This window comes from Mycobacterium sp. Panama NTM2 (genome assembly GCF_054355555.1).
The window spans coordinates 3,197,833-3,211,033 of the sequence record NZ_CM135953.1; the positions used below are offsets into that span (position 1 = coordinate 3,197,833).

At 68.7% G+C, this 13,201-nt stretch carries 16 protein-coding genes; 6 read left to right on the forward strand and 10 right to left on the reverse strand.

The window, feature by feature from the left end; translation table 11 throughout:
- The first annotated feature begins 2 nt into the window (after positions 1 to 2).
- Positions 3 to 299: a DUF503 domain-containing protein gene (locus tag ACXYX3_RS15065; RefSeq protein WP_458612099.1), complete on the forward strand. Its 297-nt coding sequence runs from the start codon at positions 3 to 5 to the stop codon at positions 297 to 299.
- A gap of 3 nt (positions 300 to 302) precedes the next feature.
- Here the strand turns inward: ACXYX3_RS15065 and ACXYX3_RS15070 are convergent, their stop codons facing one another.
- The gene (locus tag ACXYX3_RS15070; protein ID WP_241206086.1) at positions 303 to 1,133 is read right to left on the reverse strand and encodes a tRNA (adenine-N1)-methyltransferase; all 831 of its coding nucleotides are present in this window, start codon (positions 1,131 to 1,133) and stop codon (positions 303 to 305) included.
- Between the two features lie 108 nt (positions 1,134 to 1,241).
- Here ACXYX3_RS15070 and ACXYX3_RS15075 point away from each other — a divergent pair, with 108 nt between their 5' ends.
- From ACXYX3_RS15075 to ACXYX3_RS15085, 3 genes are read left to right on the forward strand one after another with little or no spacing between them, the layout of a single operon-like run.
- Positions 1,242 to 2,096: a RecB family exonuclease gene (locus ACXYX3_RS15075; protein ID WP_458612100.1), complete on the forward strand. Its 855-nt coding sequence runs from the start codon at positions 1,242 to 1,244 to the stop codon at positions 2,094 to 2,096.
- A complete protein-coding gene (locus ACXYX3_RS15080) occupies positions 2,093 to 2,890 on the forward strand; it encodes a thioesterase family protein (RefSeq protein ID WP_458608083.1) in 798 nt (265 codons plus the stop codon). Before ACXYX3_RS15075 ends, ACXYX3_RS15080 begins: the two co-directional genes overlap by 4 nt.
- A gap of 47 nt (positions 2,891 to 2,937) precedes the next feature.
- The gene (locus ACXYX3_RS15085) at positions 2,938 to 3,363 is read left to right on the forward strand and encodes a pyridoxamine 5'-phosphate oxidase family protein (RefSeq protein WP_458608084.1); all 426 of its coding nucleotides are present in this window, start codon (positions 2,938 to 2,940) and stop codon (positions 3,361 to 3,363) included.
- 9 nt (positions 3,364 to 3,372) lie between these two features.
- On the opposite strand, the gene ACXYX3_RS15090 is transcribed toward ACXYX3_RS15085, so the two are convergent.
- From ACXYX3_RS15090 to ACXYX3_RS15130, 9 genes are all read right to left on the reverse strand, one after another.
- Positions 3,373 to 4,320: a R2-like ligand-binding oxidase gene (locus ACXYX3_RS15090; protein WP_458608085.1), complete on the reverse strand. Its 948-nt coding sequence runs from the start codon at positions 4,318 to 4,320 to the stop codon at positions 3,373 to 3,375.
- Entirely contained in the window at positions 4,304 to 5,023 is a 720-nt protein-coding gene (locus tag ACXYX3_RS15095) for a TetR/AcrR family transcriptional regulator (protein WP_458608086.1), read from the reverse strand. Before ACXYX3_RS15095 ends, ACXYX3_RS15090 begins: the two co-directional genes overlap by 17 nt.
- Before the next feature lie 68 nt (positions 5,024 to 5,091).
- Complete coding sequence (locus tag ACXYX3_RS15100) at positions 5,092 to 6,462, reverse strand: FAD-containing oxidoreductase (protein ID WP_458608087.1); 1,371 nt, start codon at positions 6,460 to 6,462, stop codon at positions 5,092 to 5,094.
- 4 nt (positions 6,463 to 6,466) lie between these two features.
- Complete coding sequence (locus ACXYX3_RS15105; protein WP_241206079.1) at positions 6,467 to 6,949, reverse strand: DUF4126 family protein; 483 nt, start codon at positions 6,947 to 6,949, stop codon at positions 6,467 to 6,469.
- Between the two features lie 38 nt (positions 6,950 to 6,987).
- Positions 6,988 to 7,833, reverse strand: coding sequence for an ATP phosphoribosyltransferase (hisG, locus tag ACXYX3_RS15110; protein WP_458608088.1), 846 nt, complete (start codon positions 7,831 to 7,833; stop codon positions 6,988 to 6,990).
- Position 7,834: 1 nt separating this feature from the next.
- A complete protein-coding gene (locus tag ACXYX3_RS15115) occupies positions 7,835 to 8,116 on the reverse strand; it encodes a phosphoribosyl-ATP diphosphatase (protein ID WP_241206077.1) in 282 nt (93 codons plus the stop codon).
- Positions 8,117 to 8,164: 48 nt separating this feature from the next.
- Positions 8,165 to 9,637 carry a sugar porter family MFS transporter gene (locus ACXYX3_RS15120; RefSeq protein ID WP_458608089.1) on the reverse strand — a complete coding sequence of 491 codons (1,473 nt, stop codon included), beginning with the start codon at positions 9,635 to 9,637 and terminating at the stop codon, positions 8,165 to 8,167.
- A gap of 88 nt (positions 9,638 to 9,725) precedes the next feature.
- Positions 9,726 to 10,403, reverse strand: a complete 678-nt coding sequence (locus tag ACXYX3_RS15125) for an HAD family hydrolase (RefSeq protein ID WP_458608090.1) — start codon at positions 10,401 to 10,403, stop codon at positions 9,726 to 9,728.
- A 12-nt stretch (positions 10,404 to 10,415) separates the two neighbouring features.
- Positions 10,416 to 10,541, reverse strand: a complete 126-nt coding sequence (locus ACXYX3_RS15130) for a hypothetical protein (protein ID WP_255730634.1) — start codon at positions 10,539 to 10,541, stop codon at positions 10,416 to 10,418.
- Between the two features lie 36 nt (positions 10,542 to 10,577).
- Here ACXYX3_RS15130 and ACXYX3_RS15135 point away from each other — a divergent pair, with 36 nt between their 5' ends.
- Positions 10,578 to 11,753, forward strand: coding sequence for an NAD(P)/FAD-dependent oxidoreductase (locus ACXYX3_RS15135; RefSeq protein ID WP_458608091.1), 1,176 nt, complete (start codon positions 10,578 to 10,580; stop codon positions 11,751 to 11,753).
- Positions 11,750 to 13,198 carry an ATP-binding protein gene (locus ACXYX3_RS15140; RefSeq protein WP_458608092.1) on the forward strand — a complete coding sequence of 483 codons (1,449 nt, stop codon included), beginning with the start codon at positions 11,750 to 11,752 and terminating at the stop codon, positions 13,196 to 13,198. The genes ACXYX3_RS15135 and ACXYX3_RS15140 overlap by 4 nt, the downstream gene beginning before the upstream one ends.
- The last annotated feature ends 3 nt before the right edge of the window (positions 13,199 to 13,201 follow it).

The window sequence follows — 13,201 nt, forward strand, 5'->3', positions numbered from 1 at the left end:
GCATGTGGATCGGCTGGTTGGAGTTCGACCTCCTCCTCGGTGACGTGCATTCGCTCAAGCAGAAGCGCTCGGTGGTGCGGCCCCTGATCGCCGAGTTGGCCCGCCGGTTCGCGGTGTCGGCCGCCGAGACAGGGTCGCAGGATCTGCACCGACGGGCCGGCATCGGAGTCGCCGTCGTGTCCGGCGACCGCGCCCACGTGGTGGCGGTGCTCGACGCCGCGGAACGTCTGGTGGCGGCGCGTCCGGAGGTCGAGCTGCTCTCGGCCCGGCGGAGCATGCGGCGCAGTGACGACGACTGAGCGCTAGACGGTCGGACGCTTCTTGCGCAGCGGAACGGGCGCGATCGCGCCGGGTGCGAGCTTGCGCGCGCTGATCAGGAACGCGGTGTGGCCGCGCATCGTGTGCTCGGGCCGGACGGCCAGACCCACGACGTGCCAGCCGCGCTGCATGCTCTCCCAGGCGCGCGGTTCGGTCCAGCACTGCTGTTCGCGCAGCGCCTCGACCGTTTTGGACAGCTGCGTGACGGTGGCGACGTAGATCATCAGCACCCCACCCGCGACGAGCACCTCGGCGACGCGGCCGAGCACCTCCCACGGCGCGAGCATGTCCAGCACCACCCGGTCGACCTCCGGCCCGGGGTAGTCGACCAGGTCGGCGGTGACCAACTCCCAATTGTCCGGCGGCGCACCGAAGAACGTCGTCACGTTGCGCAGCGCGTGCTCGGCGTGATCCTCCCGCAGCTCGTAGGAGGTCACCCGGCCTTCGGGGCCGACCGCACGCAGCAGCGAACACGTCAGCGCGCCGGAACCCGCACCCGCCTCGAGCACCCGCGCGCCGGGAAAGATGTCGCCCTCGTGCACGATCTGTGCCGCGTCCTTGGGGTAGACCACCTGGGCACCGCGCGGCATCGACATCACGTAGTCGACGAGCAGCGGGCGCAGCACCAGGAACTGGTCGCCGTTGGTCGATTTGATGACGCTGCCCTCGGGCAGCCCGACCACCTCGTCGAGCGAGATGATGCCGCGGTGGGTGTGGAACTCCCCGCCCGGCTTGAGCACCATCGTGTAGCGCCTGCCCTTGGCGTCGGTGAGCTGCACGCGGTCACCCACGTCGAACGGACCGGTTCTGCGCACAGCTGATCAGACTGCCAGCCCCGGCGGCACCGGCCACGGCCGGGTTACCCCGATCTGTCGGCGGCCGGTTCTAGGGTGGGCATCGTGGATGAGCAGCCTGAGCGGGAGATGCGCCGGCCCGCGTTGTCCCCGTCGCGGGCCAGCGATTTCAAGCAGTGCCCGCTGCTGTACCGCTTCCGGGCGATCGATCGTCTGCCCGAGCCGTCGTCGACCGCGCAGGTGCGCGGATCCCTGGTGCATGCCGCGCTGGAGCAGCTGTACCTGCTGCCGGCCGCCGATCGGGTCCCGGAGGCGGCGCTCACGCTCGCGGCCCCGGCGTGGGAGCGTGTGCTCGCCGACAAACCCGCCCTGGCCGAGGACATCAGTCCCGAGATGCGCGGCGTCCTGCTCGAGGAGGCCAGGACCCTGCTGGCGGGCTACTACCGACTGGAGGACCCGACCCGGTTCGATCCGCAGGCGTGCGAACAGCGTGTCGAGGTCGAACTCGCCGACGGCACGTTGCTGCGCGGCTTCATCGACCGCATCGACGTCGCACCCACCGGTGAGATGCGGGTGGTCGACTACAAGACCGGGAAGGCGCCGCCCGCGGCGCGGGCGCTGGCCGAGTTCAAGGCGATGTTCCAGATGAAGTTCTACGCGGTGGCGCTCCTGCGTTCTCGTGGCGTCCAGCCGACCCGATTGCGGCTCATCTATCTCGCCGACAGCCAGGTGCTCGACTACAGCCCCGAACTCGACGAGCTCCTGCGGTTCGAGAAGACGTTGATGGCCATCTGGACGGCGATCCAATCCGCCGGCGCCACAGGCGATTTCCGGCCCAATCCGTCGCGACTGTGTGACTGGTGCGCCTACCAGTCACTCTGCCCGGCGTTCGGTGGCACACCGCCGCCCTATCCGGGCTGGCCGCAGGTGCCCGATGACGGCGATCCCGACGCGGTGCTGCACGCCCCCGGGGCCGCGGCGTGATCGACTGTCTGTTCCGCTCGCGTGGCGACGACGGCGGGTTCGACGTGTTCGACTCCACCGACGGCACCCGCAGCAACTGGGACCCGCATATCCAGCACGGCTCGCCACCGCTGGCGCTGCTGACCAGGGCCGTCGAGCGCCTCGCCGACGGCACCGGCATGCGGATCGGTCGGTTGAGCTTGGACATCCTCGGCGCGATCCCGGTGGCGCCGGTGAAGGTGAGAGCCTGGGTGGACCGCCCGGGTGCCCGGATCGCACTGATGGTCGCCGAGATGGTGGTCGACCGCCCCGACGGCACCACCCGCACGGTCGCGCGATTGACCGCCTGGCTGCTGGCGACCAGCGACACCGCCGACGCCGCGGTCGACCGCTATCCGCCGATGGTCGAGGGCGAGACGGCCGGCGCGACGCACGCATGGGAGGGCGCCACCGGCTATCTGGAGACGGTGAGCTGGCGCAGGCAGCGCACCGCGCCCGACGCCGCATTCGAGGCGTGGCTGACTCCGCTTGTGCCGCTCGTGGATTCGGAGCCGACCACCCCGCTGCAACGGCTGGCGATGGTGGTCGACTCGGCGAACGGCACGGGTGCGGTGCTCGATCCCGCGCAGTTCGTGTTCATGAACACCGACACCGTCGTGCACCTGCATCGGCTGCCCGCCGGCCACGATTTCGGGCTGCGCGCGCGGGCGTCGATCGGCCCCGACGGCATCGGCGTGACCACCGCCGAGATCTTCGACCACGCCGGATTCGTGGGGACCTGCGCGCAGACGCTGTTCGTGCAACGCCGGCCGTGAGGCGCCCGCGGGAATAACAGTGATCTGCGGCACTGTTGGGGCTGACCATGAAGGCTTTCTCGGACGAAGAGCGGCAGGAGTTTCTCACCGATCTGCACGTCGGCGTGCTGTCGGTGGCGACGTCGGACGGCCGGCCACCGACGAGCGTCCCGATCTGGTACGACTACGTCGACAGTCTGATCCGTATCAACACCGGATCGTCGTCGCGCAAAGCGCGCCTCATCCGCGAGGCCGGCGCCCTCACGCTGGTGGTCCAGCGTGAGGAGCCGCCGTACCAGTACGTGACCGTCGAGGGCACCGTCGTCGACACCCTCGAGCCGGCACCGCGGGACATCGCGGAGGCCATCGCGATCCGCTACCTCGGCGAGGAGGGCGGAAAGGCCTTCGTCGCCTCGATGGAGGACAGCCCGAGCCTGGTGTTCCTGGTGCGCCCGGACCGGTGGATCACCGCGGACTTCTCCGACGAACTCTAGGCAGACCGTCTAGGCAGAGGCCGCCAGCGCTTTGGCGTCCTCGTCGGCGAAGGTGTCCTCGAGCTGCAGCGGCGAGTAGTCGAGGTCGATTTCGCCCAGCGGGCGGCCGCGCGCGCTGCTGATCGTGCCGAAGCGGCGCATCCCCTTGTCGGCGGCGTAGGCCTGGAACTCGTCCTTCTGCAGGCCGAACGGGACCTCGTCGTAGAGGTCGTAGGCGTCGTCGGTGTTCTTCAGCGCCAGCGGGATCAGCTCGTTCATCCGGCTCTCGAACACCGCCCAGTTGCTGTCGTCGGCCGCGACGTGCCGCCGGCAGGTGAACGTGCCCCATGCCATGTGCCGTCGCTCGTCGTCGCCGATCCTGCGCACGAGTTCCTGCATCCCGGGCAGGATGTTGTTGTCCACGCAAATGCGGTGCCACGCATAGTATCCCGTCAGCGCCATCATGCCCTCGATGACGTGGTTGTAGGTCACCGACGCACGCACCTGAGCGGCCGGCGACGGGTCGGTGACCAATGCGTCGAGGGAGGCGGGCAGTTCCTCGTAGAAGATGGTCCGGTAGGTCGGCAGGTCGTCGAGGAAGACCTGCATGTCGTCGGTGACCCCGACCGCGTCGAGCCAGAGCCGGAACACCTGTGTGTGCTTGGCCTCCTCGAACGCGAACTGGGTCAGATACATCTCGTCGCCGAGGCGGCCCTCCGCACGCATCGCGGCCATGAACGGCTGGATGTCCTGGGTGACCGCTTCCTCGCCGGCGATGAACTGGGCGCACAGCCGGGTGGCCCATTCGCGCTCCAGGTCGGTCAGCGCCTCCCAGTCCGCGCGGTCGCGGGAGAAGTCGATGTCGGCGGGATTCCAGAATTTCGCGTTGCCGCCGGCAAAGAGCTTGAGCGGCAGGCTGTCCCAGTTGAGGCCGCCCGCGGCCAGCGAATCCGAACGGGTCCTAGGTGTGTGGGCCATGTGCGTGTTCTCCTTCGTGCGTTGCGATGGGCTGAGGTTCGGTGGTGGATGCGAAAGCGGTGCTCGATCCAAAAGCGGTGGCGAGCACCGCGACGTAGCGGCGCACGACCAGGGCCGGCTGGTCCGGTGAGATTTCGTCGAGACCGAGGAGCGGATCCATGCCGCGCACATAGGGGGCGAGCGCCAGATGGGGCAGCAGCATGAGCAGCAGCGACAGCAGCGCGTCGACGTCGGCGTCGGGACGCAGGTCCCCGCGTTGCCGCGCGTCCTGCACGAGCGGGCGCAGCACCTCCAGGTAGTGGCGGTGCACGACCGCGCGGATGCTGACCCGGGCATCGGTGTCGACCTCGAAGCTGGCCGCCGCGTGCAGTGCCCGCTCGCGAGGATGCTCGGCGAAGTAGGCCACCCACACGTCGAGCAGGTCGGTGAGGAAGGTGAAGAACGGCCGCGTCGGGTCCAGTTCCCGAATCTGGTCTTCCATGTACGTCCGCACGCGCTGGCTGCCGACGTCGGTGATGTAGGCGTACAGATCCCGCTTGTCGGCGAAGTACTGGAAGAGGCTGCCCTTGGCCACGCCCGCGCGGCGTGCGATGACGTTGAGGCTGCCGCCGGAGAAGCCGTGCGCGGCGAACTCGGATTCGGCCGCGGCCACCACCGCGGCGCGGCGTTCACCGCCGAGACGGGACCAGGTGACCGTGGGCATCGCGCCTCCCCAGGCTTGATATGACCACTGGTCATATTACTGTGACTCAAGCCACAGTCAAGGGGCGCTCACTCCAAGGGGTGCAAATCCTGCAGCAGCGTGGGCACCAGCTCGCTGACCGTCGGGTGGATGTGCATGGTGCGCGATATCGCGGTGTAGGGCAGCTTCGCGGTCATCACGTCGAGGACGTCCTGGATCACCTCGTCGCCGCCGACGCCGAGGATCGCCGCGCCGAGGATCTGCTCGGTCTCCGCGTCGACGACCACCTTCATGAAACCCTGCGTCTCGCCCTTCTCGACGGCGCGTCCCACCCGTGTCATCGGTCGCTTGCCGACCAGGGCCTTGCGTCCCGAACGGCGCACCTCGTCGACGGTCATGCCGGCGCGACCCAGCGGCGGATCGATGTAGAGGGCGTAGGTCGTGACGCGATCGCTGACGCGGCGCGGGTCGTCGTCGAGGAGGTTGGCGGCGACGATCTCGAAGTCGTTGTACGACGTGTGGGTGAAGGCGCCGCGGCCGTTGCAGTCCCCCATCGCCCAGATGTGGGCGACGTTGGTCCGCAATTGATCGTCGACGGTGATGTAGCCACGCTTGTCGGTCACGACACCGGCCGCCTCCAGCCCGAGATCGTCGGTGTTGGGCCGGCGCCCCACCGCGACGAGCAGGTGCGATCCGGCGATCGGATCGGCGCCGGAGCGTGGAGTGACGGTGAACCCGTTCTCCCGCTTGGCAAATGAGATGCCGTCGGCGCCGGTGACCACCCTGATGCCCTCGCCTTCGAGGATCTCCTGGATGGCCGCGGAGACGTCCTCGTCCTCTCGGGACGTCAGCCGCGGCCCCTTCTCGATGACGGTCACCTCGGCGCCGAAGCGCCGGTACATCTGAGCGAATTCCAGCGCGATGTAGCTGCCGCCGATGACCACCAGGTGCTCGGGCACCACGTCGAGGTCGAGGATGCCGACGTTTGTGAGGTAGTCGATGCCGGCGAGTCCCGGCATGTCCGGCGCGACCGCACGGCCGCCGACGTTGAGGAAGATGCGGTCGGCTTCCAGCACCTGGTCGCCGACGCGCAGGGTGTGCGAATCCTCGAAGCGCGCGTGCCCCCGGATCAAGGTGGCGTTCTCCATACCGTCGAGCCAGGACTCGAGGCCTTCCCGGTCGCCGATGCTGATCCGGTCCTTGCGGGCCTTGACCGCGGCCATGTCGACGGTCACGTCCCCGGTTCCGATCCCGAAATCGGCACTGCGCCGGGCGATGTGGGCCGCGTGTGCGCTGGCGACGAGTGTCTTGGTCGGAATGCAGCCGGTGTTGACGCAGGTGCCGCCGACCAGCTTGCGTTCGATCACTGCGACCTTCTGGCCCGCTGCGGTGAGTCGGCCCGCCAGCGGCGGACCCGCCTGCCCCGCGCCGACGATGACCGCGTCGAATTTCTGCGCCATGGCGCTACACCAGGCTCACGAGGAAGACGACGAGCACTCCGCCGGCGACGGCGATCGCGTCCTCACCGAACGCGCCGGGACGGTCATTGCCGCCGCGGGCCGCGGCGACCCGGCTGCGCAGCTCCGCGCCGGCCAGGGTGCCGAGGACGGCGCCGATCATGCCGGCCCCCGTCCCGATGAAGGTGTGGAAGGAGGCGCTGCCGATGACCGCACCGGCGAACCCGCCGGTGAGCAGACGAGCGATGAACTGGGGCGGCACTTTTCGGCTCGGCGTCTTGGGCAGCTGGTCGGTGACCAGTTCGACCACCAGCAGGATCGTCAACAGCGTCACGGTGAGCGGGAGGGCCATCCAGTCAGACCACTTGCCGTCGACGTCTATCCAGCCGAGCATGGCGCCCCACGCGACGACGGCCGGGGCCGTCATGGCCCGTAAGCCCGCGATCACCCCGATCAGCAGCGCGAACACCAGAACAAGGACCTGCGTCATCTCCGACCTCCGTGGTTGGACACCGCGACGCTAACACGCTAGAAGCGACAGAACCGGATGTCCGATGCCAGGATGGCCTTGGCGCCGATGGCGGCGAGTTCGTCCATGATCGCGTTGACGTCCCGGCGCGGCACCAGGGCCCGCACCGCCACCCAGGCGGGATCGGCCAGCGGTGCGATGGTGGGCGATTCCAGGCCCGGCGTCACCTCGGTGGCACGCTCGAGAACGGAACGGGGACAGTCGTAGTCGAGCATCAGGTACTGCTGGCCGAACACCACGCCCTGCACCCGCGCCGCCAACTGGTCCCGCGCCGGATTCGGCGCGGAGTCGTCGCGCTCGATGAGGATCGCCTCCGAATCGCAGAGGGATTCGCCGAACGCGACCAGATTGTGCAGCCCGAGGGTGCGTCCTGATCCGACGATGTCGGCGATGACATCGGCCACCCCGAGCTGGATGGAGATCTCGACGGCTCCGTCGAGTCGGATCACGGTGGCTTCGATGCCCTTGTCGGCCAGATCTTTTCGGACCAGATGGGGGTAGGCCGTCGCAATGCGTTTACCCGCCAGGTCGGACACCGCCCAGTCGCGGCCGGCGGGCGCGGCGTAGCGGAACGTGGAGGCGCCGAAGCCGAGCGCGAGCCGCTCGCGGACCGGGGCGTCGGCGTCGGCGGCCAGGTCACGGCCGGTGATGCCGAGGTCGAGCTGCCCGGAACCCACGTAGATCGCGATGTCCTTGGGCCGCAGGAAGAAGAACTCGACGTTGTTGGCCGGGTCGACGACGGTGAGGTCCTTGGGATCGGTGCGGCGGCGGTAGCCGGCCTCGGAGAGTATCTCCGACGCCGACTCGCTCAGCGCACCTTTGTTGGGAACGGCGACGCGCAGCATGTCACAGCTTCCCGTACACGTCGTCGAGGGTGAGACCACGCGAGAGCATCAGCACCTGCGTCCAGTAGAGGAGCTGGCTGATCTCCTCGGCCAACGCGTCGTCGCTCTCGTGCTCGGCGGCCAACCACACCTCGCCGGCTTCCTCGAGGATCTTCTTACCGATGCCGTGCACCCCGGAGTCCAGCGCGGCGACGGTGCCGCTGCCTGCGGGCCGCGTACGGGCCCGCTCGCTGAGCTCGGCGAACAGGGCGTCGAAGGTCTTCACGTTGGGCGATTCTGTCACGTCGGGCTCGAAATGCCGCGATCGGCTGGTCCCGAACAGTGCCAAGCCCTAGCCGGCGGCGGTCTTGTCCTCGCGCAGGATCTCGCCGTGCATGTCCTCCAGCGACACGCCCTTGGTCTCCATCACCCAGCGCCACACGAACAGCCCCGACAGCACTGCGCAGAGGCCGTAGAAGCCGTAAGCCAGGCCGAGGTGCTCGCGCAGACCGGGGAACGTCACGGTGATCAACCAGTTGGCGGCCCACTGACCGGCCGCGGCCAGGCCGAGCGCGGCGGCGCGGATGCGGTTGGGGAACATCTCGCCGAGCAGCACCCACACCACCGGGCCCCAGGACATACCGAACGCGACGACGAACAGGTTGGCGGCGATCAGCGCGATGATGCCCGATGCTCCGGGCAGACTCGGGTTGCCGTCCGGACCGACGGTGGCGTTGCCGAAGATCACCGCCATCGTGATCAGCGTGACCGCCATCCCCGTCGAGCCGATCAGCAGCAGCGGCTTGCGCCCGATCTTGTCGATCAGCGCGATCGCGATCAGCGTGGTGAGCACGTTGATCACCGAGGTGATCACGGTGTAGATCGCGGACTCATCGGCACTGAACCCGACCGCCTGCCACAGCACGTTGCTGTAGTAGAAGATCACGTTGATGCCGACGAACTGCTGGAAGATCGACAGTCCCAGGCCCACCCAGACGATGCCGTAGATGCCGCCGGTCGGCTTCTTCATGTCCCGCCACGACGGCTTGTCCTCCCGTTCCAGGGTCTCCTGGATGCGAGAGATCGTGATGCCGAGGTTCTTCTGCCCGAGCAGGCGCGTCAAGACCCGGCGCGCCTCCGGGATTTGATGGGTCGCAACCAGATACCGCGGCGATTCGGGAATCGTGAAGGCGAGTACGCCGTACAGCACCGCAGGCACCGCCATCGCCAGGAACATCCACCGCCACGCGTCAAGGCCCAGCCAGAGCGGCTCGTTGGGACCGCCCGCGAGCCACTGCAACAGATAGTTGACCGCGAACGAGGCGAAGATGCCCGACACGATGGCCAGCTGCTGCAGCGAGCCGAGCCGTCCGCGAATGCCCGGTGGTGAGGTCTCGGCGATGTAGGCCGGCGCGATCACCGAGGCGACTCCCACGCCGATGCCGCCGACGATGCGGAACAACACCACCGTCCACACCTCGTGCGCGAAGCCGGTACCGAAGGCGCTGATGAGAAACAGCACGGCCGCGATCTTCATCACGGCGATGCGGCCGATCTTGTCGGCGATCCGGCCCGCGGTCATCGCTCCCGCGGCCGCACCGAGCAGCGCCGAGGCCACCGCGAAGCCCAGCTCGGCGTTGCCGATACCGAAGTCTTCCTGGATGGAGTCCACCGCGCCGTTGATGACCGCGCTGTCGTACCCGAACAACAACCCGCCGAGCGCGGCGACCGACGCGATGCGTACCGCTGTTTTCCCCGAGGAGAAGTCCTCGCCCTCGGCGAAGATCTCGGGGCCTTCCCCGACTGGACCACCCTGACCGGCCATCAGACACCCTTCCGCGTCACTGCGTGATACCCGTCACATTCAATCACTCGTGACCGGCGGTCGGGTGCATTCCCACAAGTGCGGGGGTTTATGCGCTGCGCAGCTCGCGATCGATCTCGACGAAGATCCGCCGCAGATCAGCGGCACCGAGGCCGTTCAACGAATCGGCGTGCCGGCGGCGGATCCCGCCGGGAACGGGGACGTCGTTGGGTACCACCAACACTGCGCAACCGGCTTTCTCCGCCGCCGCGGCGCCGGTCACCGAATCCTCGACCGCCAGGCACTCGGAGGGACGCAGCTCCAACAGCTCGGCTGCACGTAGGTACGGGTCGGGTTCGGGCTTTCCGCTGCGCACCTCGTCTGCGCAGACGGTCACCGAAAAGTAGTGCCGGCCAATGCTGTTCAACGCACGTTCGGTCAGCGCGCGCTGAGTGTTGGTCACCAGTGCCATGGGAACGTCAGCCGCGGCAAGAGAATCGAGCATCTCGCGGGCGCCGTCGCACCACGGCAGCCCTCGATCGAAGAGCTCACCGGTGTAGCTGTGCAACCAGCGGATCGAGTCGGCCATCGCCGCCGCATCGGGCTCAAGGCCCAACTCCGCGTACACCGTGACCATCGTCTCGTGCGCCGACGCGCCGACCAGCGCAGTTCGCGTCTGGCGGCTCATCTCGCCGCCGAACGATTCGTAGAGAGCCGACAGCGAGATGTCCCAGAGCTTTTCGGAGTCGACGAGTGTGCCGTCCATGTCCCACAGCACTGCTTGCACCCCGCGATTGTGTCACGGGTGCAGGCCCACGAGCCAATCTGCGACCCGCACCGAGGCGACGATCACACCGGCCGCAGCCAACACGCGGACTACGGAGTTTCCAGGGTCCGCACCCCCGTCCCCGCGTGCCAGCCTCATGATGCCACCTCACCGGACCAGGAATCGGAGACCGAGATGACCGCCACCCGCATCGTCGTGATCGGCGGCGGTTACGCCGGCGTGCTCGCCGCGAACCGGCTCAGCCGACGAGACGACATCCACGTCACGCTGGTCAATCCGCGGCCGATGTTCGTCGAACGCATTCGCCTGCACCAGCTGGTGGCGGGAAACCATTCCGCGGTAGCCGATTTCACATCGATACTCGCGCCGTCGGTCCGGCTGGTCATCGACACGGCCGAGCGGGTCGACGCCACCGCACACCAGGTCGACCTGGCTTCGGGGGGCTCCCTGGCCTATGACTACCTCGTCTACGCCGTCGGGAGCACCGCACCCGTGCCGGCGGCGGTGTCCGGCGCCGACCGGTTCGCCTACCCGCTCGGTGAATGGGAGCCCGCCCAGCGGCTGACCGCACGGCTGGCCGAGGTGCCGCCGGAGGCCCCGATCGTCGTCGTCGGCGGCGGCCTCACCGGCATCGAAGCAGCCGGCGAACTGGCCGAGGCCGGCCGGCACGTCACCCTGGTCACCGACGTCGTCGGGCCGTCCCTGGCCCGGGGCGGACGCCGATCGGTCACCTCGCGCCTGAGGCGGCTCGGCGTCATGGTCGTCGACGACACCACGGTCGCAGCCGTCGAGAGCGACCGCGTGGTCCTGCGCGACGGCCGGCATCTCCTGAGCGCCGCGACGGTGTGGACGGCCGGGTTCGGGGTGCCGGAGCTGGCCGCTGACAGCGGGCTGCGTACCGACCGGCTCGGCCGATTGCTGACCGACGAGACACTCACCTACGTCGACGACCCCTCGATCGTCGCTGCCGGCGACGCGGCCTGCCCGTCCGGCATGCCGCTGCGTATGAGCTGCCAGCTGGCCATGCCGCTGGCCGCCGATGCCGCGGACACGCTGATCGCCCGGCTCGACGGTGCCGCGCCGCGCACCATCAACCCGGCCTCGGTCGGACAGTGCATCAGTGTGGGCCGCCGCGCCGGCACCATCCAGATGTCCCGGTTCAGCGACGTCGCAGTGCCGCTGTACCTCGGTGGTCGCCTGGCCGCGACGATCAAGGAGGCGGTGTGCGCCGGCACCGTGTCGTTCCTGGCGAAGGAGGCGCGCCGGCCGGGGAGCTACTTCTGGCCCCGAGGTGGCGGGCGCAGCCGCACGATCGCGCGCGCAGCGAGCGAGACACGGGCCCTGCGGTGAGCGACCCTGCCGCGCTCCTCGACGAGGTGCGCGACCTGTTCCTGTTCGAGCACCTGACGGACGCACAGCTCGAGATGCTCTGCCGCGGGGGGCGTATCGGCACCCTGCCGGCGGGTCCGGTGTGCGTCGAGGGCACACCCGCCACCTGTCTCTACGTGCTCCTCGACGGTGAGGTGGTGCTATCCCGGTTCTGCGCAGGAGTGGATGTCGAGACGCACCGCAGCACCCAGCGCGGTGTGTTCTTCGGAGCGTGGTCGGCCCATCTTCCCGACGTCGACCAGTCCTACGAGGTCTCGGCGCGGCTGACGCGCCCGTCCCGGCTGCTGGTGCTCGGCGCGGAGGTGTTCGCACAGTTCATCAGCACGCAGTTCCCCATGGCCATTCACCTCTTCGCAGGCCAACGGGTCCGTCGTGATCGGGAGGAGCGGATTCTCGCGCACCGGGAACGGTTGCTCGCCCTGCGCACGTTGACCGCGGGGCTGACCCACCAACTCAACAATCCGGCGGCCGCCGTGATCCGCGCGGCCGCGAACCTACACGACGACGTCGCCGCGATGCGGCGCGAATTCGCCCGTCTGGCGCAGACCCGGCCGAACGCGGACACAGTGGCGGCACTGACCGCGCTACAGGACGACGTGGTGCACACCGCGTCCCGGCCGGACCGTCCGACCGCCACGGCGCTGGGCGTCGCGGACAGCGAGGACGCCGTCGCTGCCTGGCTCGACGACCACGGCGTCACCGACAGCTGGGACCGCGCCGCCACGTTCGTCGAGGCCGGACTCGACGTCGACTGGTTGTCCGATGTGCGGGCCCGGTTGGCGGGCGCCGACGACGGGCTCGGCCACGCGGTGGCCTGGTTGCAGTCGATCGTCGCGGTCGAACTGCGGATCCGGGAGATCACCGAGGCCGGCCGACGCATCGCCGCGCTCCTCGACGGCGCGAAGACCTACTCGCAACTCGACCGCGGCCCCTACCAGTGCATCGACGTACACGAGATGCTGCGCAACACCATGCTGATGTTCGGCGACCGTATCGCGATGGCGGGCAAGGGCGCAGCCATCACCCTGGTCAAGGACCTCGATCACAGTATCCCCGAGATATGTTGCTATCCCGCTGATCTCAACCAGGTGTGGACCACCATCGTCGACAATGCCATCGATGCGATGAATGGCAGCGGAACCCTCACGGTACGCACCCGCGCCGAGGGCGCGGACAGGATTCGCGTGGAGATCAGCGACGACGGGCCGGGCATCCCGGCCGAAATCATCGGGCGGGTCTTCGACCCGTTCTTCACCACCAAACCCGTCGGCTCCGGGTCGGGGCTCGGGCTGGATCTGGCCTGGGACATCGTCGTGAACCAGCACCGCGGCCACATCGAGGTGCAGTCGGCGCCCGGAGACACCCGCGTCACCGTGTGCCTTCCGCGGTATGCCCCTGCACCCTGACAC